This window comes from Mesorhizobium sp. C277A (genome assembly GCF_040324395.1).
GTDB lineage: Bacteria > Pseudomonadota > Alphaproteobacteria > Rhizobiales > Rhizobiaceae > Mesorhizobium.
In genome coordinates this window covers 209,897-234,295 of record NZ_JAMYVW010000002.1, presented here as the reverse complement: position 1 = coordinate 234,295, position 24,399 = coordinate 209,897, and the positions used below count along the sequence as shown (strand labels likewise).

Sequence of the window (24,399 nt, the reverse complement as noted above, 5' to 3'; positions counted from 1 at the left end):
GCCTCCAGGTGGCGAAGCATCCGATCATGCTCGGTAGAACTCCCGGTACCATTCGACAAAGCGCGGAACCCCTATTTCGATCGGGATTTTGGGCTTGAAGCCGGTCGCCTCCTCGAGCGAGCTGACATTGGCGAAAGTTGCCGGAACGTCGCCTGGCTGAAGTGGCCTGAGGTTGCGGTTTGCCTTGCGTCCCAGCGCGTCTTCGAGCACCTCGATCAATCGGTTCAGTTGAACGGGCGAATTGCCGCCGATGTTGTGAATCCTGAACGGGGCGTTGCTGGTCGCTGGGTCTGGCGCGACACTTTTCCACTCAGGATTGGGTGTCGCGGGTTGCTGCATGACGCGGATAATACCTTCGACAATGTCGTCGATATAGGTGAAATCCCGCTGCATGTTGCCATAGTTGAAGACCTCGATCGGCTCGCCGGCGAGGATAGCCTTGGCGAAGATGAACAGCGCCATGTCCGGCCGCCCCCACGGACCATAGACGGTGAAAAAACGCAGCCCGGTGGTCGGCAGTCCAAACAGATGGCTGTATGTGTGCGCCATCAGCTCGTTCGCCTTCTTGCTTGCGGCGTAAAGGCTGAGCGGATGGTCCGCCGGATCGTGCACGGAAAACGGCATGCGGGTGCTGCCGCCATAAATCGAACTCGACGATGCATAGACCAGATGGCCGACGGAGGCCTGCCGGCATCCTTCCAGGATGTTGACAAAGCCGCTGAGGTTGCTTTCCACATAGGCGTGCGGATTGCTGATGGAATAGCGTACGCCGGCTTGCGCCGCGAGATTGACGACAACCTCCGGCGCGGCCGAAAGGAAGAGCTCCGAAATACGGTCCCGCTCCGTGAGATCGGCATGCTCGAAACAAAAATTCGAAAACGCTTTCAGCCGCTCGAGACGAGCCTGCTTCAGGCTGACGTCATAATACTCGTTCATGGAGTCGAGGCCGATAACCTGGCGTCCTTCGGCAAGCAGCCTCAGGCAAAGATGAAACCCTATGAACCCGGCTGCGCCGGTGATCAGTATCGGCCTGCTTGATGTCACTGCATATCCTAGCGTTAATTTCAGGCGAGCTTTACAAGCTCCAGTATTTTATGTTGTCGGGAACTTCATTGGGCTTGATGGCCGACTTGACATCGAACAGTGTCCCCCCCGGCCTGATCATTTGAAAAAGACGCGCTCTTTCGTTGGTGAGATATTGCCTGTGAGGCACCGCCAGAACAAGCGCCTGCAAATCGTTTATCTCATCGAGCGGCAGGATTGTTTCGCCGTGATCACGCCGAGCGGTTTCGACATCGGCAAGGGGATCATGGACTTTAGGGATAATTCCGAACTGCCTTAGTTCCTTGACCATGTCGAAAACGCGGCTGTTGCGCAAATCCGGCACGTCCTCCTTGAATGTCAGCCCGAGAATGCCGACAGAAGCCCCTTTGACGGGCGTGTCAGAACCAATCAGCCGTTTGACAACCTGCTGGGCGACGAAGGCCCCCATGCCGTCATTGATGCGACGTCCGGCGAGGATGATCTGCGGATGGTAACCTTCGGCCTCGGCCTTGGCGGTCAAATAATATGGATCGACGCTGATGCAGTGGCCGCCGACGAACCCCGGTTTGAAGGGAAGGAAGTTCCATTTCGTCGACGCAGCATCAAGAACATCCTGCGTCCGGATATCGAGCCGCTCGAAGATCATTGCCAGTTCGTTCATCAGCGCGATGTTCAGATCGCGCTGGGTGTTCTCGATAACCTTCGCTGCCTCGGCCACCTTGATCGACGGGGCGCGGTAGACGCCGGCATCGATGATACGGCCATAAACGTTCGCGACGCGCTCCAGCGTCTCGTTATTCTCGCCGGAGACGACTTTGACGATCTTTTGCAGCGAGTGTTCTCGATCGCCGGGGTTGGCGCGTTCGGGCGAATAGCCGAGGGCAAAGTCGCGGGGATGTCGCAGGCCGGAAACCTGCTCGATGATCGGCCCACAGAAATCTTCGGTCACACCTGGATAGACTGTCGACTCAAAAACGACGACGGCGCCTTTGCTCACCGCCTCGCCGACGAGTTCGGACGCCAGTTTCAAAGAAGCTAGATCGGGAGCGCGATTTGCGTCGATAGGGGTTGGCACGGCAACGATGAAGAAAGTAGCGCCTTTCAACATCTCCCGGTCGGTGGTCAGCCCTATCGAGGTCTCCTTGAGCGCCGTTGCGTCAACTTCCCCCGTACGATCGACGCCGCCACGCAATTCCCCGATCCGACGCTCGCTGATGTCAAAAGCTATGGTGCCGGGGAAAACCTTCCCAAAGGCAATGGCTACCGGCAGGCCGACATAACCCAGGCCGATAACTGCAATGCGTTCGGACATCCGTGGGGTTCCTCGAGCCACCTGTTGAGCCGACGTGCTTGTATGGCAGGCTGTTGGCCAATTCAACGATGCTCTATCGCGAAGAGGAATGTCTCACGAAAAATGGTCGTTGCCATTTTCATGTTGCCATCCGCCGATGCCATCGATGTTGTGGATAAAATCCAGCAGGACCGGGTTTCGAGCCACTCTCTGCTGCGGATTGGGGTGAACCGTCAGGTTCTGCCGGCCATCTACGCAGCGGCGGCCCTGACGACAGGGCTGATATTCTCTGCTGCCAATCCATAGGCCACTATCGGCCTCAATCGTGCCTTCTGATCAAACCAAATGCCGGGATCGGAATTCGCATCGGCACCGAGCGGATCTGCGAAATTTCAGTTTGGTCCTTGTGCATTGGCTGCGGACACGTCGTATCCTGCGTGTGGCGACCGATATCTGGTCGATCAGCATTTGCCTGGGAGCAGAAATTGGCCAGACTCTATGACAGCCGCAGACGCATTCTCGTTACCGGGGGCGCAGGGTTTATCGGCTCGCATCTTATTGACCGCCTGTTGGAACGAGGCGACGAAATCTTGTGTGTCGACAACCTTTTCACCGGATCAAAGCGCAATATCGACCATTTGGCCAAGCATCCCCGCTTCGAATTCATGCGCCATGACGTGACCTTTCCGCTCTACGTCGAAGTCGATGAGATTTACAACCTGGCGTGTCCGGCCTCGCCTGTTCACTACCAGTACGACCCGGTTCAGACGATCAAGACCGCCGTGCACGGCGCCATCAATGTTCTTGGATTGGCAAAGCGGCTGAAATGCAAAGTCTTTCAGGCCTCCACCAGTGAGGTCTATGGTGACGCGTCTGTGCATCCGCAGCCCGAGAGTTACTGGGGCAATGTAAACCCGATCGGGCCGCGCTCATGCTACGATGAAGGCAAACGCTGCGCCGAAACGCTGTTCTTCGACTATCACCGACAACATGGCTTGTGGGTCAAGGTCGCGCGGATTTTCAATACGTTCGGGCCGCGCATGCACCCGGCAGACGGCAGGGTTGTCTCAAATTTCATCGTGCAGGCGCTTCGTGGTGAACCGATAACCATTTTCGGCGACGGCTCACAGACAAGGTCGTTTTGCTACGTCGACGACCTGGTGAGCGGCATGCTGCGCCTCATGGATACGGGGCCGGAGGTGACCGGTCCAGTAAACATCGGCAATCCAAGGGAAGTAACGATCAGGCGCTTGGCCGAACTGACGACGCAGATGACCGGATCAGGTTCGGATATAATTTACCGCGATCTTCCGCAAGACGATCCGCGGCACCGCCAGCCCGATATCACCCTTGCCAAAAGGCTTGTCGGCTGGGAGCCGACGGTGACTTTAGAAGCCGGGCTGCAACAGACGATCGACTATTTCAAAGCCCTGCTGCCGAAGGTTTCCACAAACTCGCCTTGACCCGGCACCGCAGTGCAACCGTCAAGTCTGACCGATCACCGTCGTGGTAGCGACGCCTTTTGCAGTCGACTCCGGTAGGCTTGAAGTTTTTCGAATTCTAATTATTTTAAGCTTGAAATTATTTTGAAGATCCATGGCGCTTCATCCGTCCGAGCCGGGACACCGGCATTTGGCGGAGAGCAGAAGGAGGAGGAAGATTTGCCGTTGTTCCGGAATAAAACTCCATGAACACAGCACGATTTTCCGAGAGTGTCACAGGCAAGATCGTCGATGGCGTTCTCATCGTCACGATCGAAAATCCGCCGGTCAACGCGCTGTCCCTCCATGTCAGGGCCGGACTGATGGCTGCGCTTGGGCGTGCGGCGTCGGATGAAGTGTCTGCCGTGGTGCTGACCGCCATTGGGCGCACCTTCATCGGTGGCGCCGATATCAAGGAATTCGGCAAGCCCGCTATCGGGCCCACACTGCCTGACGTGATCGAAGCGATGGAGAGCTTCGCCAAACCGATCGTCGCGGCAGTAGGCGGCGCGGCGCTCGGCGGCGGCTGCGAGATTGCGCTGGCCTGCCACTACCGGGTGGCCAGCAAGGCGGCCAGCTTCGGCCTGCCCGAGGTCAAGCTCGGGTTAGTGCCCGGGGCCGGCGGAACCCAACGCCTGCCCCGCCTCATCGGCACGGTCGCCGCAATTGACCTGATCGGCACGGGTCGGCCCGCAAATGCCGACGAAGCTCTCGCTCTCGGTCTGATCGATACCATTGCGGACGATCTTCCCGAAGGCGCGCTCGATGTCGCCCGCCGTCTCGTTGGCCAACCGCTGCGGCGCACGGGTGCGCTTTCCGTCCCGCGCTCGCAACCTGAGGCCGACGCGGCAGCCGCAAGAAAGGTGCTTTCCCGCAGCCGTGGACAGATCGCGCCTGCAGAGGCCGTGAGACTGGTCCGGGCCGCGTCCACGGCCAGACTTGAGGACGGTCTTGTGCACGAACGCGCGACCTTCCTGCGCCTCCGGGATTCTCGCGAGGCGGCAGCGTTGCGCCACGTCTTCTTTGCCGAGAGGCAAGCCAGCAAAGTCGACAGGCTGGAGGGTGTCACGCCTCGCAAGGTCGAGACCGTCGGTATCGTCGGAACCGGCCTGATGGGTGCAGGCATCGCGGTCTCGGCCTTGAATGCCGGCTATCGCGTAATCGGCATCGAGCAGAACGACGACGCCGCGGCAAAAGGATACGAGCGTATCGCCGGGCTTCTCGACAAGTCGGTCCAATCCGGCCGTCTCACCGATCATGCGCGCAGGGAGGCGCTGAGCCGGTTTGAAGCGGCCAGCGACGCCGGCAGGCTGGTGCAGGCCGATCTGGTCATCGAGGCAGTGTTCGACGATCTCGCGGTAAAAACCGAACTCTTCCGGAAGCTCGAACGTATCGTCCGCCCGGACGCCATCCTTGCGACCAACACCAGCTACCTCAACCCCGACGAGATCGCCTCTGCAACCGCCCGGCCCGAACGGATCGTCGGCCTGCATTTTTTCTCCCCGGCCAACGTCATGCGGCTCACCGAAGTGGTGGATTGCGCGGCGACGGCGCCCGATGTGCTCGCCTCGGCGATCGCCTTCGTCAGGAAGCTCGGCAAGCTGCCTGTCGTGTGCGGCGTTACCGAGGGTTTCATCGGCAACCGCATCTATTCGGCCTACCGCCGCGAGGCGGAGTTCATGGTGGAGGATGGCGCAGCACCCGATGAGGTGGATGCCGCGCTGGAGGCCTGGGGCTTTCCGATGGGGATCTTCGCGGTCAACGATATGGCTGGGCTGGAGATAGCCTGGGCGCGGCGCAAGCGACAGGCGGCGATGCGCGATCCGCAAGCACGTTATGTCGAAATCGCCGACCGGCTGTGCGAGGCCGGCCGCTTCGGCCGCAAGACCGGGCGCGGCTGGTACGATTATTCCGACGGCGAGCGCAGGAGCGACCCGCAAGTGGCCGCGCTGATCGAGGCCGTTCGGGCGGCCAAGGACATCGTGCCGCGCCGCTTTTCGCCCGATGAGATCGTCACGCGCTTGCTGGCGGCAATGGCCGAAGAGGGCAAGGCCTTGCTTGCCGAAGGCATCGCGGCGCGTGCCTCCGACATCGATCTGGTGATGATCAACGGCTATGGCTTCCCGGCCCACAAGGGCGGGCCGATGTTCCGCGCCGGAGAGGTTTAAGGACCAGCTACGACAGCCTTGCGATGACGGCGCGCAGTGCCTCGCCGAAACGCCTGACCTCGTCGACCGTGTTGTAATGGACCAGCGAGGCGCGGATGGCGCCGCTGTCCATCGACAGGTTGAGACGCTTCATCAGCCGGGGCGCATACATATGGCCGTCGCGGATGCCGATCTGCATGTCAGCCATTTCCTCGACGATCCGCTGCGGCGACAGCTTGCCGATGTTGAAGCAGAATGTCGGCACGCGTTCGTTGATGCGGGCTTCCTCGGCGACGCCGTAGATCGTGGCATTGCATCCCTTGAGCACGGCGAGCATCTCACGCGCCAGGAGCACTTCGTAATCGCGGATGGCGCCCATGCCGGCAACGATGTTGTCGCGCCGCGAGCGGTTGTTGGAGGGCGCCAGATTGCGGCCGATCAGTTCCAGGTACTGCACTGCGGCATCCATGCCCGAGACGTTCTCGTAGATGAAGGTGCCTGCCTCGACCTTGTAAGGCGGCTCGTCGGGGATGAAATCCTCGCGGAAGGTCGGCAGCCGCTTCAGCGTTTCGAAGCGGCCCCACAGAAAGCCCATATGCGGCGAGAAATTCTTGTAGCCGGAGCAGACGAGATAATCACAGTCCCAGGCCTGCACGTCGATCAGCCCGTGCGGTCCGTAATGCACGCAGTCAAGGAACACTTCGGCGCCGGCCGCATGCGCGATCGCGGCCACCGAAGCGACGTCGACGATCGAGCCGATCGAATGCGCGGTCACCGTGCAGGCGACGAGACGGGTGCGATCGGAAACCAGCGGCTTGAGGTCGTCGACATGCAGGTTGCCGTCCTCGCGCATGCGCCACCATTTGAACTTGGCTCCGGCGGGCTCCAGCGCCAGCCACGTGGCGATGTTGGCGTCGTGGTCCATATCGGTGATGACGATCTCGTCGCGCTCTGTGTCCTTGGCCAGCATCTGGCCGATGCCGAGGCTGACCAGGCGAATGAACGAGGTGGCGTTCATGCCGAAGCAGATTTCCGACGGACTGTAGGCGTTGATCAGCAAGGCCACGCTCGTCCGAGCATCCGCAACCGATTGGTCGACCGTGACCGAGCGCCCATAGCGACCACCACGCTGCACATTGTGCGAGACCAGGTGATTGGTCACCGCGTCGAGCACGCTCTGCGGGATCTGCGCGCCGGCGGCGTTGTCCATGAAGATGAAATCACCGGCGCGCTGCAAGGCCGGAAACATGGCGCGGATGGTGTCGACCGGAAAGCCGCCGGCGGCTTGGGAATTGCTCAACTGTATCTCCTGCGAATGGCTTGGGAAGCGGGACGGTTGATGAGGTCAGCGCGTCTTCTCGGTCTTGAAGCGGTCTTCGAGCAGGCTGACGAGGCGGACCATGGGCCAGAGGAAGATGAGATAGACCAAAGCGGCGCCGATCAGCGGCGAGGGATTGGCATAGAGCGATTGCGCGTTGGTCGCTTCCTTCAACAGTTCCGGCAGCGCAACGGTGGAAGCGAGCGACGTGTCCTTGAACATCGAGACGCAATTGCTGGTCATCGGCGGGATGACGACGCGGATCGCCTGCGGCAGCACCACCTTGCGCAAGGTCAAAAGGAAAGGCAGGCCGAGCGCCTGTGCTGCCTCGAATTGGCCTTTCGGAATGCTCTCAATGCCGGAGCGGAACACTTCTGCCGAATAGGCCGACATGATGATGGCGAACGCCGTCACGGCGGAGGCCCAGGACGACAGACGGATGCCGAGGAAGGGCAGCGCATAGTAGATCAGGATCAGCACCACCAGCACCGGCAGGGCGCGGAAGATGTCGGTGTAGCCGACCGCCAGCCAGCGCAGCGGCTTCGGCGCATAGAGCCGCAACAGGCTGATCCCCAGGCCGATGGGAATGCCGATGCCGATACTCAAAATGCCGAGCAGCAGCGTGTTCAGGAAGCCACGCAACAGCGCCGGCAGGCTGGACATGATCACGTCAGGATTGAAGAAGGTGTCGATCAGCGACATGGGAGCGTTCCCGAACCCCAGAGCAAAGGATGCTCAAGTTAAAACCAATCGACCTTGCCTCCGATGAGGCTATCCGTGTGGCAGCAGGCGCCGGAGCGTGAAATGAATCGTGCCGGCCTGGGAGCCGGCACGATTTAAGTGCATTGCCGGTCAGGCCTTGGGCAGCGGCATTTCCTTGACCGTCGAGGAATCGGCTGGCGCGTCGCTGCCGAACCACTTCTTGTGGATCGCGGCCAGCGTTCCGTCCTTCTTCATCGCGGTCAGCGCGTCGTTCAGCTTGCCGAGCAGCGGATGGTCCTTGCTCATCATCAGGCCGTACTGTTCGCCGGTCTTGATGCGCTGCTTAACCTTCAGGTCCTTCATCTTGGTGAAGGAGTATTCCATGCCCGGAATATCGCTGACGGCGGCGTCCACGCGGCCCGCGCTGAGGTCGAGCAGAAGATTCTGCTGCGTGTCATAGCCCTTCACGTCGCTGTAGCCGTCAGCCTCCTGATGCGCCTTGACCCAGGTCTCGCCGGTCGAGCCTGAAAGCACGCCGACGATCTTGCCCTTGAGGTCGGCCTCGGTGTTAACAGCGCTATCGGTCTTCGTCGCAATGCCCATGTCGGAGTCATAATAGGGCTGGGTGAAGGACAGCGTTTTCAGTCGCTCCGGCGTGATGGTGATCGAGGAGATCGCGACATCGATGCGGTTGGAACTGACAGCCGCGAACAGCGCCTGGAAGCCGAGGTCGGCAATGTCGGTGGTCATGCCGGCACGCTTGGCCGCTTCGTTGACGATGTCGACTTCAAAGCCCTCGAAAGTGCCGCTCTCGTTCTTGTATTCGAAGGGCGGATTGGTCGGGTAGGCGCCGACATTGAGCACATCGGCGGCAAAGGCGGTGGCCGGGCCGGCAGCGATGCCGATCGTGGCGGCGAGAAGAAGCAGGTTGCGACGAGTGAAGCTCATTTTGTGTTCCCTCTGGTTGTTGATCGGGCGGGTTTGCTCCCGCACGGTTTGTTGCCGTCCCACCTCCCAGCGGGGCGTCAATTCATGGCGGCGACCATGCGCTCGAGCGCGGTCGCTATCTGGTCGCGTTCACGGCACACGCACATCCGCAGGAAGGCCGCTGCCGAATTTCCAAAGAGGTGGCCGGGAGCCAGCCCGACGCGCGCCGTCTCCAGTATCCTGGCGCAGGCCTGCCGGGCGTCGCTTTCGCCGTTCATGGCAAAGAAGGCATACATGCCTCCGCGCGGTTTCGTCGGCAGGATGATGCCGGGAATCTGGGCCAGCCTGTCATAGGCAAGGTCGAGGCCGGTTTTGATCCGCTGCCTGATCTCCTCGACCAGCGGCTCGCCTTGGCGGATGGCGGCGACAGCGCCTGCCTGGATAGGCGCGGCGGTGCCGCTGTTGATGTACTGCGTCATGGCGCCAAGCTGGTCGGCCACCCCCGACGGATGCGTCAGCCAGCCGATGCGCCAGCCGGTCATCGCCCACGCCTTCGAAAAACTGTTGACCGACAGCACCCGGTCGCCATCCTCGGCGATCTGCAGGATGGAAGGAGCAACATTGCCGTCGAAATAGAGCCGGCCATAGACCTCGTCGGAGATGATCCAGATGCCGGTGCGCCGGCTGAAGTCGAGCAGCGCCTGCATCTCCTCGCGCGACGCGGTCCAGCCGGTCGGGTTGGACGGCGTCGACAGGAAGATCGCGCGTGTGCGCGCATCGCAAGTGGCGAACAGCCGGTCGAGATCGAGATGCCAGTCGCCCTTGAAGTCGAGCGAAAACGGCCTTGGCTCGCCGCCGATCAGATGGATGGCGTTGTGGATGTTGGGCCATTGCGGCGCGACATAGACGACGTTGCTGCCGGTATCGACCAGCAGTTCCAGCGCCAGGTACAGCGCCTGCATGCCGCCGGGCGTGACCGTGGTGCGCGCAATCGGGATCGTCCGGCCGTGAATGCGCGTTTGGTATTCCGACAGCGCCTCGTTCAGTAGGGGGTGCCCACGCATGTTAGGGACGTAGAACGTCTGGCCTTCATCGAAGGCGGCCTTCGCCGCGTCGCGGATGAAAGCGGGCGTCACCATGTCGCCTTCGCCGTACCAGAGCGCGATCACGTCGCCCAGTTCTCGGGCGCGCACGGCAAGGTTGGCAATGTTTTCGGTGTGCAGGTCACGGATCTGGGCACGTACGCCGTCGAAAGCATAACGCGCGCTGGACGATGACTGGGGCAGTATGAACGACAAGGACTGAAACCCCTCCCACCCGGAGCACCGCGACGGACTGCCCGGCAAGCCCCACCGGCACGACAGTCGCCATCGAGTTTGGATGCTATCCAATGTGCTGCGCTTTTCAAGGAAAAAGTTTTAAGCTTAAAAAGTTTTTGCCCGATCCCGCCCGTCTACCGCAGCTCGGCGCGCGCAGCGGTGCAGTTGGCCGTAGCGCCGGCGCCAAGAAACATCGTATCGCTGGCCAGCACGAAGAAGCTCGCGCCGATAGCGGCCCACTGGCTGATCGTCTGTGGGCTGGCGCAAAATATACCCGATGTCCTGCCATGCGCGACGGTCGCGCGGATGATCCTTGTGATCGCCTCATTGAGCTTGTCCACGCCTTTCGGCCCGATCGCATCGATCGACACGGAGAGATCGCCGGGGCCGACGAAGACCACATCGATGCCGTCTATGGCCGCGATCGCCTCGATGTTGGCCAGCCCCTCCGATGTCTCGACCTGGACCGCGACGACCACCCTGTCATTGGCCGCGGCCAGATATTCGGGAATGCGATAGCCATAGCCGGCCGCGCGGCCAGGCCCGACGCCGCGCTCGCCCAGCGGCGGATAGCGCGAGGCCTTCACCGCCGCCTCGGCCTGAGCAGCGGTCGAGACGCGCGGCACGAGCACGCCTTGTGCGCCGCTGTCGAGCGCCGCCTGGATAGCTTCCGGCGCATGACCGGGAACACGCACCATGGCCGGCACGCGATGCACGTCGGCCGCGCGCACCATGGTTTCGATCGTGTCGCGCGCGATCTGGGCATGTTCCCAGTCGATGCAGACGAAGTCGAGGCCGGTGAGCGCCATCACTTCGACGGCGACGGGATGGGGAATAGCGGCGAAGGAGCCGACGAGATTGGTCTTGCCGATGCACTTCTGACGGAACGCGCTCATATCCATCCCCCTTTTTTCCCCTCCGAATTGATATCCGCAATCGGCGGCGAGGCGAAGCTATTTCAGGCTTGAAATATTTTTGCGCGGGCCTAGCGTGTCGGTCTCCCGCCACGAGTTCCCATGATGATCAAAACGCATCCCCTGCACGGCTCGAACAAACTGAAGCTCGGCGTCTTTTCGACCAATGCCGATGGCGGTCTGGCCATCACCGATGTGCCGGAACGCTGGACGGCAAGCTGGCAGGACAATCTGACGGCGGCGCAGATCGCCGACCGCGCCGGGCTGGAATTTATGCTTCCGATCGCGCGCTGGCGTGGCTTTGGCGGCCGCAACAAGGTGCGCGAATGGTCGTTCGAGACCTTCACCTGGGCAGCAGCTCTGGCGGTGGCCACCGAGCAGATCGGCCTGTTCATGACCGTGCATGTGCCGCTGGTGCATCCGCTCTATGCCGCCAAGGCGCTGGCAACTGTCGACCATATCAGCCAGGGCCGCGCCGGCTTGAACATCGTCTGCGGCTGGAACCCGAAGGAATTCGGCATGTTCGGCACGCCTTTGGTCGAGAAGGGCTACGACCAGGCCGCCGAATGGATCGAAATCCTGGAAAAGCTCTACGCCTCGGACCAGCCTCTGGACTATGAAGGCACATACTATCGCCTCAAGGAGGCGGTGAGCCGGCCGGCGAGCCTGCAGGTTCCACGCCCGGTGACCATGAACGCTGCTTTCGGTGGCCCGGGCCGGGATTTCGCCGCCGCCCGATGCGATTATCTGTTCACGACCTTTTCGGAAATGAGCGATGCCGGCAAGCATGTCGCCGACATCAGCGAGCGGGCCGACAAGGTTGGCCGCAACGTCGGCGTCTACACGGTGGCGCATGTCGTCTGCCGTCCAACCATGGAAGAGGCGCAGGCCTACTACACGCGCTATGCCGTCGATCTGGTCGACCACGATGCGGTCGATGCTCATATGGCAGGCAAGAAGGAGTTCTCGCAGTCGCATGACCCGCATGCCTATGACCGCTACCGGCAGCGTTTCGCCGGCGGCGCCGGCACCTACCCGCTGGTTGGAACGCCGGAAACGATTGCCGCCGAGATGGCGGCAATAGCCGGGCATGGCTACCAGGGCATCGCGCTGTCGTTCGTCAACTACACCCAGGAACTGCCCTATTTCTGCGACCACGTATTGCCGCTGCTGAAGCGGGCGGGGCTACGCTGCTGACAATCCGGGAATAACGAATTCGTTAATCCGGAATGACGGCGGTTGCCTGAATTTCGATCTTGGCGCGATCTTCCACCAGCGCCACCACCTGCATGGCGGCCATCGCTGGGAAATGCCGGCCGATCACCTCGCGATAGGCCTCGCCTATACCCTTGAGATTGCCGAGATATTCGGCCTTGTCGGTGAAATACCAGGTCATCGTGGTGATGTGCCGTGGCTCCGCGCCGGCTTCCGCCAGCACGGCGACGATGTTTTGCAGCGTCTGCCGCACCTGGCCGGCGAAATCGTCGGTCTCGAACTGGCACTGCCCGTTCCAGCCGACCTGTCCGCCCACGAAGACGAGCCTGCCGCGCGCGGCAATGCCGTTGGCGTAGCCGACCGGTTTCGCCCAGCCCTCCGGCTGCAGGATCTCGTGCATTTTCAAGCCTCCCCGGTATTCTTAAAGATCAATCTCAAATCAAATACATCGCCGTCAGGCCGCACCCATCACCTGCCGTGCGATCACCACCTTCTGCACATCGGATGCGCCCTCGTAGATGCGTAGCGCGCGGATCTCGCGATAGAGGCTCTCGACGATATGGCCCTTGCGGACGCCGTCCCCCCCATGCAGCTGCACAGCCTTGTCGATCACCTCTTGCGCCTTGTCGGTGGCGAACAGCTTGGCCATCGCCGCCTCGCGGGTGACACGAGCCGCGCCCATGTCCTTGGTCCAGGCAGCGCGGTAGACCAGCAGCGCTGCGGCATCGATGTCCAGCGCCATGTCGGCGATATGGCCTTGCACCATCTGCAGCTCTGCCATCGGAGCGCCGAAAAGTTTGCGCTCGGCCACCCTGCTGATGCTTTCGTCCAGCGCCCGGCGGGCAAAGCCGAGTGCCGCCGCGCCGACCGTCGAGCGGAACACGTCAAGCACCGACATGGCGATGCGGAAGCCGTCTCCCGGTTTGCCGATCAGCGCCGAAGCCGGCACCCGCACCTGATCGAAGGAAAGCCGCGCCAGCGGATGCGGAGCGATCACCTCAAGGCGCTCGGCGATGCCAAGCCCCTTGGTATCAGCGGGTACGAGAAAGGCGGAAAGTCCCTTGGCGCCCGGCGCCTCGCCGGTGCGGGCAAAGACGACGTAGAGATCGGCGATGCCGCCATTGGAAATCCAGGTCTTCTCGCCGCTGAGGATATAGAAGTCGCCATCGCGGATCGCCGTCATTTCGGTGTTGGCGACATCCGACCCGGAGCGTGGCTCCGAAAGCGCGAAGGCCGAGATCGCCTTGCCGGCCGTGGTCTTTGCCAGCCATTGCTGCTGGTCAGGCGTGCCGAACAGGCTGAGCGCGCCGGTGCCGAGCCCCTGCATGGCGAAGGCAAAGTCGGCCAACCCGTCATGGCGCGCCAGCGTCTCGCGCATGATGCACAAAGTGCGGACATCGAGCGGTCCCGGATTGTCCGTATCGAGCGCCGTCGGCTTCAACCAGCCGTCGCGGCCAAGCTTGGCCACCAGCTCGCGGCAGGCGGCATCGACGTCATGGTGATCGACCGGCAGGTTCCTGGCGCACCATGCTTCCAGCCTTTCGGCCAATTCGCGGTGGCGATCTTCAAAGAACGGCCAGTTGAGGAAACTCCTGTCAGCCATCAATTGCCCTCGAACACCGGTTTTTTCTTGGCGACGAAGGCCTTGTAGGCGCGCTCGAAGTCACGCGTCTGCATGCAGATCGCCTGCGCCTGCGCTTCCGCTTCGATCGCCTGGTCGAGGCCCATCGACCATTCCTGGTTCAACTGCGTCTTGGTGATGCCGTGCGCGAAGGTCGGGCCGGAGACGATGCGCGCCGCCATCTCGAGCGCGTCGGCCTCGAGCACTGCGGCATCGGCCAGCCTGTTGTAGAAGCCCCAGCGCTCGCCTTCCGCAGCCGTCATCGTGCGGCCGGTGTAGAGCAATTCGGCGGCACGGCCCTGGCCGATGATGCGCGGCAGAATCGCGCAGGCGCCCATGTCGCAGCCGGCAAGGCCAACGCGGGTGAACAGGAAGGCGGTCTTGGCCTCCGGCGTGGCGATGCGGATGTCGGCGCTCATGGCGATGATGGCGCCGGCGCCGACCGCGACACCGTCGATCGCCGCGATGATCGGCTTGCCGCAGTTGAGCATCGCCTTGACGAAATCGCCGGTCATGCGGGTGAAGGCAAGCAACTCCTTCATGTCCATCTTGACCAATGGGCCGATAATGTCGTGGACATCGCCGCCCGAGCAGAAATTGCCGCCATTGGACAGAAACACCACGGCGTCGACGTCGTCGGCATAGACGAGGTCGCGGAATGTGTCGCGCAGTTCGGCATAGCTGTCGAAGGTCAGTGGATTCTTGCGCTCCGGCCGGTCTAACCGCACCCTGGCGATCCTGCCTTCGACCTCCCACAGGAAGTGCTTCGGCTTGAGGCCGGCCATCGAACTCATTCGCGTCCCTCCCAGTTGCTGCGGAACGAGGTCAGCATGCCGGTCAGCCGGCGCGCATCCTCCTCGCTGACCTTGGCCAGCAATTCGCCGATCCAACCCTCATGCGCCGCGGCCATTGTGGCAAAGGATCTGGAACCCTCATCGGTCAGTCGCACCATGGATGTGCGGCGATCGCCATTGCGGCGCGCGCGCGCGACCAGGCCTTCCGAAACCAGCCGGTCGACAATGCCGGTGACATTGCCGTTGGAGACCAGCAGGAAGCGCGACAGATCGCTCATCAGCATGCCTTCCGGCGCGCGGTAGAGGGCGGCCATGACGTCGAAACGCGGCAGTGTCGTATCGAATTCTTTCTTCAGCCGCTCGCGCAGTTCCGCCTCAATCGTGCGCGAGGCGCGCAGCAGCCTGATCCAGAGACGCAGCCGGTCCTTGCCGGGTCCCGACGGCGCGGGCAATGGGCCGGCTACCATGTTTCGCCTCCTGAGATCGAAATCGCTTGTCCGGTAATCGACGCAGCCGCATCGCCGCACAGCCAGAGCACCGTCGCGGCAACTTCCTGCGGCTGGATGAAACGGCCTTGCGGGTTGGTCGAGGCAAGGCTCGCCCGCGCCTGCTCGACTGAGCGGCCGGTCTTTTCGACGACGCGCTGAATGGAGTCCGCCAGCATGTCGGTCTCTACGAAGCCCGGGCAAACGGCGTTGACGGTCACGCCGGATTTCGCCGTCTCGGCCGCCAGTGCCCGCATCAGCCCGACCACCCCATGCTTGGCCGCCACGTAGGGCGCGACATAGGCGTAGCCTTTCAGCCCTGCGGTCGAGGCGACGAAGACGATCCGGCCCGCCTTGCGCGCGGCCATGCCGGCCAGCGCCGGCTTCACCGTCAGGAAGGCGCCGGTCAGATTGACGTCGAGCGTCCGCTGCCAGTCGGCAAGCGAGGTCCTGTGCGCCGGCGTGCTGCCGGCAATGCCGGCATTGGCGACGACGATGTCGAACGGGCCGCGCACGGCTTCCGCTTGCGCGTAGAGCGATGTCACCGCCGCCTCGTTGGCAACATCGGCTGACATGGCGTGGATGCGGTCGTTCTCGCCAGCCACCTTGGCAAGCTCGGCCTCGCGCCGCCCGCATATGGTCACCTCTATGCCGGCCTCGGCCAGCACGAGTGCTATGGCCCGGCCGACGCCGGAGCCGCCGCCAGTGACCAGCGCATGTTTGCCTGAAATCGCCAAGGCCGTCGTCATACTTTCAGCCCCGCCGCCGCATCGCGCTCGGCCAGCCGGTAGATCTGGTCGCGTCCGGGAAGATAGGGATCCGGCCATTTGACCCCACGGTCAGTGAGCCTCACCGCCGCATGCAGCGTCCAGTAGGGATCGGCGAGATGCGGCCGTGCCAGGGCCACCAGGTCGGCGCGGCCTGCCATCAGGATCGAATTGACATGGTCCGGCTCATAGATGTTGCCGACCGCCATCGTCGCCATGCCGACCTCGTTGCGGATACGGTCCGAGAATGGTGTCTGGAACATGCGGCCATAGACAGGCTTGGCGGCAATCGAGGTCTGACCTGCCGAGACGTCGCAGATGTCGACGCCGGCTTCGTGCAGCATGCGCGCGATCTCCACCGCATCGGCCGGCGTCACACCCTCGATGCCGACCCAATCATTGGCCGAAATGCGCACCGAAATCGGCTTTCGCGCCGGCCAGGCGGCGCGCACCGCATGGAAGACTTCCAGGGGATAGCGCATGCGATTTTCCAGCGAACCGCCATACTCATCCGTGCGCTGGTTGGTGACCGGCGTGATGAAGGACGACAGGAGATAGCCGTGCGCGGCGTGGATCTCCAGCATGTCGAAGCCGCAACGATCGGCCATTTCGGTGGAGGCCACGAACTGGTCGCGCACCAAATCCATATCGGCGCGGTCCATGGCTTTCGGCACCTGGTTTTGAGGCGACCATGCAATCGCCGAGGCCGCCATGACCGGCCAATTGCCCGAGGAGAGCGGCACGTCGGTGCCCTCCCAGCCGACACGGGTCGAGCCCTTGCCCCCGGAATGCCCGATCTGGGCGCAGATTTTAGCCTCGGTCTCGGTGTGGACGAAATCGACCAGCCGCTTCCACGCCACCTCATGTTCGGACGCATAGAAGCCGGGACAACCGGGCGTGATGCGTCCTTCCGGGCTGACGCAGGTCATCTCGATATAGACAAGCCCGGCGCCGCCCTTGGCACGCTCGGCATAGTGGGCGAAATGCCAGTCGGTCGGGCAGCCATCGACTGCCTTGTACTGCGCCATCGGCGAAACGACGATGCGGTTGTTGAGCTGCATGTCGCGCAGTTTGAACGGCGCGAACATCGGTGCCCGGCGTTGCCTGTTGCCGCCTGCCCCCGCCTGGCGCTGGAACCATTCCTCGGCGCTTTCAAGCCATTTGGCATCGCGCAGCCGCAAATTCTCGTGGCTGATGCGTTGCGAGCGGGTCAGCAGCGAATAATTGAACTGCACCGGATCGAGGCCGAGATAGCGCTCGACCTCCTCGAACCACTCCAGCGAATTGCGCGCCGCCGACTGCAGCTTCAGCACCTCGGTGCGGCGCGCATCCTCATACTTGCGGAAGGCGGCGTCGAGGTCCGGTTCGGTTTTGACATATTCGGCCAGCGCCACCGCGCTTTCCAATGCGAGCTTGGTCCCGGAGCCGATCGAGAAATGTGCCGAGGCCGCCGCGTCGCCCATCAGAGCCAGGTTCTTGTAGGACCAGCGTTCGCACAGCACGCGCGGGAAATTGATCCAGGCCGAACCTCTGATGTGATTGGCATTGGTCATCAGCGCGTGGCCGCCGAGATGTTTCTCAAAGATGCGCTCGCAGACGGCGATGGATTCCTGCTGCGACATGGCGCCGAAGCCGAAGGCAGCCCAGGTCTGTTCGCTGCACTCGACAATGAAGGTCGCTGTCTCGCTGTCGAATTGATAGGCGTGCGCCCACACCCAGCCATGATCGGTCTTCTCGAAGATGAAGGTGAAGGCGTCGTCGAATTTCTGGTTGGTGCCGAGCCAGACGAATTTGCATTTGCGGGTGTCGATGTCGGGCTTGAAGACTTCGACGAAGGTGTTGCGCGCCCTTGAGTTCAGCCCATCGGCGGCGACGACCAGATCATGCGTCTCCATATAGTGCTGAGGGTCGGCGATATCGCTCTCGAACATCAGCCTCACGCCAAGTTCGCGCGCGCGTCGCTGCAGCAGGATCAGAAGCCGCTTGCGGCCGATGCCACAGAAACCGTGGCCCGACGAGACCGTGCGCACGCCGTCATGGATGACGGCGATGTCGTCCCAATAGGCGAAATGCTTCTTGATCCATACAGCGCTGACCGGGTCGTTTTTGGCAAGGTTGTCGAGTGTTTCGGCCGACAGCACGACGCCCCAGCCGAACGTATCGTCGGCGCGGTTGCGCTCAAACACCGTGACCTCGTGGGCGGCGTCCCGCAGCTTCATTGAAATGGCAAAGTAGAGGCCGGCTGGTCCGCCACCGAGAACCGCAACCTTCATCCGTGCGATCTCCTCTTCGCTTGCTGCATATCAAGTATCGCGCCGGAGATAAAATATTTCAAGCTTAAAGTTTCATGTTGGAACGATTGCTGGACACGGGTGGCGCGCCTGCGGGCTGGCCCCGCAAGCGCGCTCTGGAAATTACTTGTCCGGGTTCTTCGGGCTCCACAGCACAGTCTCGGCACCCTTCTCATAGGCCATCCCATCGGGATAGCTGATCGCCTCCAGTTGCAATCCCCATGGCGCCTGGAAATAGAGGATGGTCTGGCCGGCCGCCGGACCTTCCTTGACCGGCAGCGGACCCAACCGCGTCTTCACCCCCTTGCCGTCGAGATAGGCTTTCGCCGCGGCGACATCATCGACATACATGGCAATGTGGAAGCCGCCGATATCGCTGTTCTTCGGAGTCAAATCCTTCTGGTCAGGCGCGGTGTACTTGAACAGCTCGATGTTCGATCCATAACCGCAACGCACCATGGTGACCTGCTCGATGACAGCCTTCGGATCGACGCCCAGAAGATCCTGCATGAAGGTGCCCTTGTCATCGGCGAACGGACCGAACGACATCGCCTTCTTGCAGCCGACGACTTCGGTGAAGAAGTCGACCGCCTGCTTCATGTCGGGCACCGTGATGCCGGTGTGGTCGTGGCCGCGCATGCCGGGGATCGCATCGGCCGAAGCCGTTCCCATCGAGCAGAACAGGATCGCGGCAAGCATCGTGCCGCGGGCTGCGTAATTCATATTACCCTCCGTTCGCGGGCTGATTTTGCCCTCATGCACGTCCGAAGCCCGCTGTTCGGCGTGGGGGGTGAACAGTCCTATGCCGGCGCTTTCGTTGCTGGCCGCAACCAGTCCGCGTCGATCTCAGGCAGTGGGATGGCGGCAAGCAGGTCGCGCGTGTAGGTCTCCTTGGGATTGTCGAACAGCGCATCGGTGGCGCTCGCCTCGACGATCCTGCCCTCGCGCATGACGATCACTTGTTGGCACAGCCGCCGGATGACCGACAGGTCGTGGCTGATGAAGGCGACCGTCAGCCCCATCTCCGCGGCCAGTCTCTCCAAAAGGGTGAGGATCTGCGCCTGCGTCGATACGTCGAGGCCGGAGACGATCTCGTCGGCCAGCACGAATTTCGGCGAAAGCGCCAACGCGCGCGCAATTCCGACGCGCTGGCGCTGCCCGCCCGACAGTTCATGACGATAGCGACTAGCGAAGCTTTGCGGCAGGCCGACGCGATGCAATGCCTCGGCGACGCGTTCCCTAAGCCTGTCGCCAAGCCCATTCTGCTTGAGCGGCGCGGCAATGATGCCGGCGATGGTGCGACGCGGGTTGAGCGACGACATCGGGTCCTGGAAGATCATCTGCAGGTCGCGGCGCAGAGGTCGCAGCTCCGCATCCGGCAGATGGGCGATATCGCGGCCCTCGAAATGGATGCTGCCGACGCTCGGCTCCAGAAGTCTGACAAGCGTGCGGCCGAGCGTCGATTTTCCGGACCCGGATTCACCGACGATGCCGGTCACCGAACCTCTCGGCAGATCGAAGTCCAGGCCTTTCAAAATCTCGGCCAGCGGCGCGCGGCCGATCAGCGGCTTGCGGGTCATGTCGGGCAGCGCCACCTTCAGCCCGCGCACGGAAAACAGCGGCTCAACCATGCGGCCGCCTCCACGCCTGGTCTGCCGCGCCGATCTCGGCGGCAAGCCCGGCCAGCACGGTCTCGTCCACCGGCTTCAGCGAGGCCAAGGGATGGGTGTAGCGTGGCGTGGCGGCTATCAATGCCCGCGTATAGGGATGCTCAGGCGCGGCGAAGAGAGCGGCTGTATCAGCCTCTTCCACCACCTTGCCGGCGTAGAGCACAGACACTTGCTGGCTGATCTTTGCAACGACGCCGAGATCGTGGGTGACGAACAGGATCGCGGTGCCATGCTCGCGCTGCAGCTCGGCGATCAGGCGCAGGATCTGCTTTTGCACGGTCACGTCGAGCGCGGTTGTTGGCTCGTCGGCAACGATCAGCCGTGGCTCGGCGGCGAAGGCGGCGGCGATCAGCACACGCTGGCGCATGCCGCCGGAGAGTTCATGCGGATAGCATTTCAGCACCCGGTCGGGATCGCGGATCTGCACCTCATCCAACAATTGCCGGATACGCTTGTACGCCTTGTCACCGTTCCAGCCGAGAATGCGCACCAGCCGGTCAGTCATCTGCGGACCGATGCGGCGCGACGGGTTGAGCGCAGTCAACGGATCTTGCGGGATCAGCGCCGTGCGAGCGCCGATCAGCGTGCGCCTTGCCTTGGGCTGCAGCCTGCCGAGGTCTTGGCCTTCGAGCTGCATGGCGCCTTCGACGATGCGCACGCTTGACGGCAGCACACCCAGCACCGCCTTGCCGATCATCGTCTTGCCGGCGCCGCTCTCGCCAACAAGAGCACGCACCTCACCCGGCTGCACGGAGAGCGACACCGAGCGCAGCACGCGCTGGCCATTCGGCAGCACGGCGCTCAGATTGGCAATATCCAGGCAAGCGCTCATCGCAGCACCGGATCGAAGCGTGTCTTCAGCGCCTCACCGAACTGGCTGAACGACAGCACGGTGAGCATCAGCGTGACAAGCGGAAACACCAGCACCCACCAGGCCTGATGGATCGACAGCCGGCCCTCGGCGATGATGCCGCCCCAGGTCGGATCGTCGGTCGAGATCGACAGATTGACGAAGGACAGGATGGCCTCGACGATGACGGCGATGCCCATCTCCAGCGACAGCAGTGCCACGATGGACGGCACCACATTGGGCAGCACCTCGCGCAGCATGATGCCGATGCGGCCATAGCCGGCGATGCGGGCGTTCTCGACATAGTCCATGCGCGACTGGCCCATCGCTTCGGCGCGGATCACCCGGCAAAAGCGCGTCCAGTCGATTATGACGATGGCGAGGATGACGGAACTGAGGCCGGTGCCGAGCACCGCGACCAGCAGGATGGCGAACAGCACCGGCGGGAATGCCATCCAGACGTCGACGATGCGTGAAATGATGCGGTCGGCCCAGCCGCCGAAATAGCCGGCGACCAGTCCGAGCGTCGAGCCGACAAGGCAGGCGGCGATCGCCGCCGCGAAAGCGACGATGAAGGCGATACGGCCGCCGAAGATCAGCCGGGAGAGGAGATCGCGGCCGAGGCTGTCGGTGCCCAGCCAATAGCCGGATTCCGCACCACTCATCCAGAATGGCGGCAGCCGTTCCAGCATCAGGTCTTGCGCCAGCGGGTCCTGCGGTGCGACCAGCGGCGCGAAGATCGCGGCCAGCAGCGCCAGCAGCAGCCAGCCGCCGGCCAGCCACAGCCTCGGGCCGAGTCCGCGCCGGGCGATGCGTGCCTCATCCATGGCGCAGCCTCGGATTGAGCAGCGCGTACATCATGTCGACGCCAAGATTGATCAGCACGAACAGCAGCGCGAACACCAGCACGATGCCTTGGATCAGCGGCAGGTCGCGGTTGATGACGGCATCGATCGCCATGTTGCCGAGCCCTTCGTAGGAAAACAGCCGCTCGACGATGACCGTGCCGCCGACAAGGAAGGTGAACTGGACGCCGACGAGAGTCAGTGTCGGCAAGGCAGCGTTCTTCAGCGCCTCGCGCAGGATAACCTGCGTTTCCGAAAACCCCTTCACCCGGGCCAGCACGACATAGTCGAGGTCAAGCACTTCCTTCAGCGACTGTTTCAGCAACTGCGCGATGATTGCCGCCAGCGGCAATGCCAAGGCTACTGCCGGCATCAGCATGTGTTTCAGCAGATCCCAGGTCAGGTCGAAGCGCAGCCGAAGCAAGCTCTCGAAGAAATAGAACTGGGTGACGAAGGGCAGATCGAGCTGCGGCGACACGCGGCCGGAGATATCGAAGATCGGCACCAGCACGCCAAACAAAAGGATCAGCACGAGGCCCCACAGGAAATCGGGAATGGAAAGGGCGGCGCCGCTGGCGATATCGATGCCGGCTTCGACCGCCGTGCCGCGCTCGCGGGCTCCGAGGATCGCCGTCGTGCCGCCGAGCACAACCGCCATGACGAGCGCGATGATGGCAAGTTCCAGCGTTGCCGGCAAACGATTGAAGACAAGGCTGAGCACATCTTGCCTGAGCGAAATCGAGGTGCCGAAATCGCCCCTGACGACGCCGGACAGCCAGATGAAGAATTGCTGCACGATGGTCTTGTCGAGCCCGTAGAGTGCACGCAGCCGGTCGATGTCGGCATCTGTCGCACCGGGGGGCAGCATCATGGCGATCGGGTCACCAGGCGCGACGCGGATCACGACGAAGACGACGACAGCCACGCCGAACAGCGTGATCAGCATCGTAAGCAGACGGATCAGGAATCGTTGCAGGAGCATTCTGGTGTTGGCCCAGTGCGTTTCTAACGAAGAGCCCCCTCATTCGTCCGCTTCGCGGCCACCTTCTCCCCGAGGGGAGAAGAGGTCACGGACAGCTGAGCTGGTCTCTTCTTCCCAGCGGGGAGAAGGTGGCCCGAAGGGCCGGATGAGGGGGCCGCTCAGCGAAGGGTGGCGCCCACAAGCCGATATCAGGCCGGGGTCATCAGCGCCGGCAGCAGCGCGCCGGACACATGCTGCACCACGTTGACGCCCTTGGCATGCACGACCGGTTGCGCATACTGAATCAGCGGCAGCACATAGGCCTGCTCGGCGATATACTTGTCGACAGCCTTCCAGCCGGCGATGCGCTTGGCCTCGTCCTTCTCGCCCCAGAGCGGATTGATCATGTCGATCAGGTCCTGGCTGTCCCACACCGAATGCGGGCTCGGCCCATACATGGCAAAACCAGTCGACGTTGTCGGATCGCCGATGGCATTGCCCCAATTGTAGAAGGCGGCCGGCGCCAGCTTGTCGGCGGCGCGCAGTTCATAGTGCTTGGCGATCTCGTAGACCTCGATCGTCGCCTCGATGCCGACCTTGCGCCACATGCCGACGATTGCCTGGATCATCTCATAATCCTTGGGCTTGAAGCCCTTGGTCGTCTGGATGGTGAACTTGACCGGTTTTTCCGGCGAATAGCCGGAAGCCGCGAGCAGCTCCTTGGCCTTTTCAGGATTGTGCTCGACCTTGATCGAGGCATCGAAGGCCGTGTACTCCGGGGTCTCCAGCGTAGCGATCGGCTGGCCATAGCCGCGCAGCAGCCGTTTGACCAGAAGCTCCTTGTCCACAGCCATGACAGCGGCCTGGCGGACGTTCTTGTCCAGCATCGCTTCAATGTCATTGAAGAAGATCATGCCGATGTCGGAAACAGGCTTGCACGAGCCGGCAAGCCCGTCCTTGGCGATCAGCCGGTCATACTCTTCATAGGGGACCTCCAGCGTCACCTGCGAGGAACCGGATTCGATCTCGGCAACGCGGCTCGCCGCGTCGGTGACGAACTTGATCGTCACATTCTCGAAGGCCGGCTTGTCGCCCCAATAGTGCGGGTTGGCCTTCAGTCGGAGGAAAGCATTTCGCTCGAATTTTTCCACCATGTACGGGCCGGTGCCGATCGGCGCCTTCTCGAAACCTTCCGCGCCAACCTTCTCGTAATAGGCCTTCGGCAGGATGTAGCCGGTCAGGAACGACATCCATTTGAAGTAGACCGGATCGAACTGCACGACGTCGCCGGTGATCTTGTTGCCGTCGATCTTGAAATTGTTGACGTTCTTCCAGACGAACTGGATCGGATTGCCGGTCTTTTCGTCGCCCGCCCGCTGCAGCGACCAGACCACGTCCTCGGGCGTGAAGGGCGAGCCGTCATGCCAGGTCACGCCTTCGCGCACCGTCATCGTCACCTTGGTGCGATCCTCGTTCCAGCCCCATTCGGTGAGCAGGCCAGGCGCAAAGGACAGGTCCGGCTTTTGCGGAATGAACTGGTCGAACACCGACTGGTAGAGACCCTGGATCGTCGGGTTGACGGCCGAAGGTCCGGTGGTCGGATCCCAGGACGGCAGATTGACGTTGTAGGCGATGGTCAGCTCGCCCGCTGCCGCCTTGGCGATCTCAGGCAGGCCGATCGCCGCCACCCCAAGTGCCGCGGCACTGTATCCCAGCAATTCTCGTCTGTTGATTGTCATGGTCGTTCCCCTTGTTGG

General features: G+C 62.4%; 23 protein-coding genes and 1 pseudogene. 4 read left to right on the top strand and 20 right to left on the bottom strand.

What is annotated here, in order from left to right; translation table 11 throughout:
• Positions 1-24 precede the first annotated feature (24 nt).
• The gene (locus NKK52_RS01180) at positions 25-1,044 is read right to left on the bottom strand and encodes an NAD-dependent epimerase (protein ID WP_023695199.1); all 1,020 of its coding nucleotides are present in this window, start codon (positions 1,042-1,044) and stop codon (positions 25-27) included.
• 31 nt (positions 1,045-1,075) lie between these two features.
• On the bottom strand, positions 1,076-2,356 hold the full coding sequence (locus tag NKK52_RS01175; protein WP_023682723.1) for a nucleotide sugar dehydrogenase: 1,281 nt from the start codon (positions 2,354-2,356) through the stop codon (positions 1,076-1,078).
• 102 nt (positions 2,357-2,458) lie between these two features.
• Here NKK52_RS01175 and NKK52_RS01170 point away from each other — a divergent pair, with 102 nt between their 5' ends.
• From NKK52_RS01170 to NKK52_RS01160, 3 genes are all read left to right on the top strand, one after another.
• Positions 2,459-2,641, top strand: coding sequence for a hypothetical protein (locus NKK52_RS01170; RefSeq protein WP_023667816.1), 183 nt, complete (start codon positions 2,459-2,461; stop codon positions 2,639-2,641).
• A 179-nt stretch (positions 2,642-2,820) separates the two neighbouring features.
• Positions 2,821-3,798, top strand: a complete 978-nt coding sequence (locus NKK52_RS01165; protein ID WP_023667815.1) for a UDP-glucuronic acid decarboxylase family protein — start codon at positions 2,821-2,823, stop codon at positions 3,796-3,798.
• 224 nt (positions 3,799-4,022) lie between these two features.
• Positions 4,023-5,984 (top strand): 3-hydroxyacyl-CoA dehydrogenase NAD-binding domain-containing protein, encoded by a 1,962-nt coding sequence (locus NKK52_RS01160; RefSeq protein WP_023682724.1) that lies wholly within the window; start codon positions 4,023-4,025, stop codon positions 5,982-5,984.
• Positions 5,985-5,991: 7 nt separating this feature from the next.
• Here the strand turns inward: NKK52_RS01160 and NKK52_RS01155 are convergent, their stop codons facing one another.
• The 5 genes from NKK52_RS01155 to NKK52_RS01135 all read right to left on the bottom strand — a co-directional run bounded on the left by NKK52_RS01155 (position 5,992) and on the right by NKK52_RS01135 (position 11,125).
• Complete coding sequence (locus NKK52_RS01155; RefSeq protein WP_023682725.1) at positions 5,992-7,263, bottom strand: cysteine desulfurase-like protein; 1,272 nt, start codon at positions 7,261-7,263, stop codon at positions 5,992-5,994.
• A gap of 45 nt (positions 7,264-7,308) precedes the next feature.
• Positions 7,309-7,983, bottom strand: coding sequence for an amino acid ABC transporter permease (locus NKK52_RS01150; protein WP_023667812.1), 675 nt, complete (start codon positions 7,981-7,983; stop codon positions 7,309-7,311).
• A 150-nt stretch (positions 7,984-8,133) separates the two neighbouring features.
• Complete coding sequence (locus NKK52_RS01145) at positions 8,134-8,931, bottom strand: ABC transporter substrate-binding protein (RefSeq protein ID WP_023682726.1); 798 nt, start codon at positions 8,929-8,931, stop codon at positions 8,134-8,136.
• Between the two features lie 77 nt (positions 8,932-9,008).
• Entirely contained in the window at positions 9,009-10,208 is a 1,200-nt protein-coding gene (locus NKK52_RS01140) for a pyridoxal phosphate-dependent aminotransferase (protein WP_023682727.1), read from the bottom strand.
• Between the two features lie 155 nt (positions 10,209-10,363).
• Positions 10,364-11,125, bottom strand: coding sequence for an HpcH/HpaI aldolase family protein (locus NKK52_RS01135; protein WP_023682728.1), 762 nt, complete (start codon positions 11,123-11,125; stop codon positions 10,364-10,366).
• 123 nt (positions 11,126-11,248) lie between these two features.
• Between NKK52_RS01135 and NKK52_RS01130 the strand changes: the two genes are divergently transcribed.
• The gene (locus NKK52_RS01130) at positions 11,249-12,340 is read left to right on the top strand and encodes an LLM class flavin-dependent oxidoreductase (protein WP_352446560.1); all 1,092 of its coding nucleotides are present in this window, start codon (positions 11,249-11,251) and stop codon (positions 12,338-12,340) included.
• Positions 12,341-12,362: 22 nt separating this feature from the next.
• Here NKK52_RS01130 and NKK52_RS01125 read toward each other — a convergent pair whose 3' ends face one another.
• From NKK52_RS01125 to NKK52_RS01070, 13 genes and pseudogenes are all read right to left on the bottom strand, one after another.
• Positions 12,363-12,758, bottom strand: a complete 396-nt coding sequence (locus tag NKK52_RS01125; RefSeq protein WP_023682729.1) for a RidA family protein — start codon at positions 12,756-12,758, stop codon at positions 12,363-12,365.
• A gap of 54 nt (positions 12,759-12,812) precedes the next feature.
• A complete protein-coding gene (locus tag NKK52_RS01120; RefSeq protein WP_023682730.1) occupies positions 12,813-13,961 on the bottom strand; it encodes an acyl-CoA dehydrogenase family protein in 1,149 nt (382 codons plus the stop codon).
• Positions 13,961-14,773: an enoyl-CoA hydratase family protein gene (locus NKK52_RS01115; protein WP_023682731.1), complete on the bottom strand. Its 813-nt coding sequence runs from the start codon at positions 14,771-14,773 to the stop codon at positions 13,961-13,963. The genes NKK52_RS01120 and NKK52_RS01115 overlap by 1 nt, the downstream gene beginning before the upstream one ends.
• Positions 14,770-15,240: a MarR family winged helix-turn-helix transcriptional regulator gene (locus NKK52_RS01110; protein WP_023682732.1), complete on the bottom strand. Its 471-nt coding sequence runs from the start codon at positions 15,238-15,240 to the stop codon at positions 14,770-14,772. Before NKK52_RS01110 ends, NKK52_RS01115 begins: the two co-directional genes overlap by 4 nt.
• Positions 15,234-16,007, bottom strand: a complete 774-nt coding sequence (locus NKK52_RS01105; RefSeq protein ID WP_023682733.1) for an SDR family NAD(P)-dependent oxidoreductase — start codon at positions 16,005-16,007, stop codon at positions 15,234-15,236. Before NKK52_RS01105 ends, NKK52_RS01110 begins: the two co-directional genes overlap by 7 nt.
• Positions 16,004-18,298 carry a bifunctional salicylyl-CoA 5-hydroxylase/oxidoreductase gene (locus NKK52_RS01100; protein WP_352628131.1) on the bottom strand — a complete coding sequence of 765 codons (2,295 nt, stop codon included), beginning with the start codon at positions 18,296-18,298 and terminating at the stop codon, positions 16,004-16,006. The genes NKK52_RS01105 and NKK52_RS01100 overlap by 4 nt, the downstream gene beginning before the upstream one ends.
• A 141-nt stretch (positions 18,299-18,439) precedes the next feature.
• Entirely contained in the window at positions 18,440-19,039 is a 600-nt protein-coding gene (locus NKK52_RS01095; RefSeq protein WP_023682735.1) for a VOC family protein, read from the bottom strand.
• A gap of 77 nt (positions 19,040-19,116) precedes the next feature.
• Entirely contained in the window at positions 19,117-19,947 is an 831-nt protein-coding gene (locus tag NKK52_RS01090; RefSeq protein WP_023682736.1) for an ATP-binding cassette domain-containing protein, read from the bottom strand.
• Positions 19,940-20,818 (bottom strand): ABC transporter ATP-binding protein, encoded by an 879-nt coding sequence (locus tag NKK52_RS01085; RefSeq protein WP_023682737.1) that lies wholly within the window; start codon positions 20,816-20,818, stop codon positions 19,940-19,942. Before NKK52_RS01085 ends, NKK52_RS01090 begins: the two co-directional genes overlap by 8 nt.
• Positions 20,815-21,663, bottom strand: coding sequence for an ABC transporter permease (locus NKK52_RS01080; RefSeq protein ID WP_023682738.1), 849 nt, complete (start codon positions 21,661-21,663; stop codon positions 20,815-20,817). The genes NKK52_RS01085 and NKK52_RS01080 overlap by 4 nt, the downstream gene beginning before the upstream one ends.
• On the bottom strand, positions 21,656-22,663 hold the full coding sequence (locus NKK52_RS01075) for an ABC transporter permease (protein WP_023682739.1): 1,008 nt from the start codon (positions 22,661-22,663) through the stop codon (positions 21,656-21,658). The genes NKK52_RS01080 and NKK52_RS01075 overlap by 8 nt, the downstream gene beginning before the upstream one ends.
• A gap of 42 nt (positions 22,664-22,705) precedes the next feature.
• Positions 22,706-22,818 (bottom strand): annotated as a pseudogene (locus tag NKK52_RS32180) (endonuclease domain-containing protein); the annotation flags it as partial.
• 33 nt (positions 22,819-22,851) lie between these two features.
• Entirely contained in the window at positions 22,852-24,381 is a 1,530-nt protein-coding gene (locus tag NKK52_RS01070) for an ABC transporter substrate-binding protein (protein ID WP_023682740.1), read from the bottom strand.
• Between the last annotated feature and the right edge of the window lie 18 nt (positions 24,382-24,399).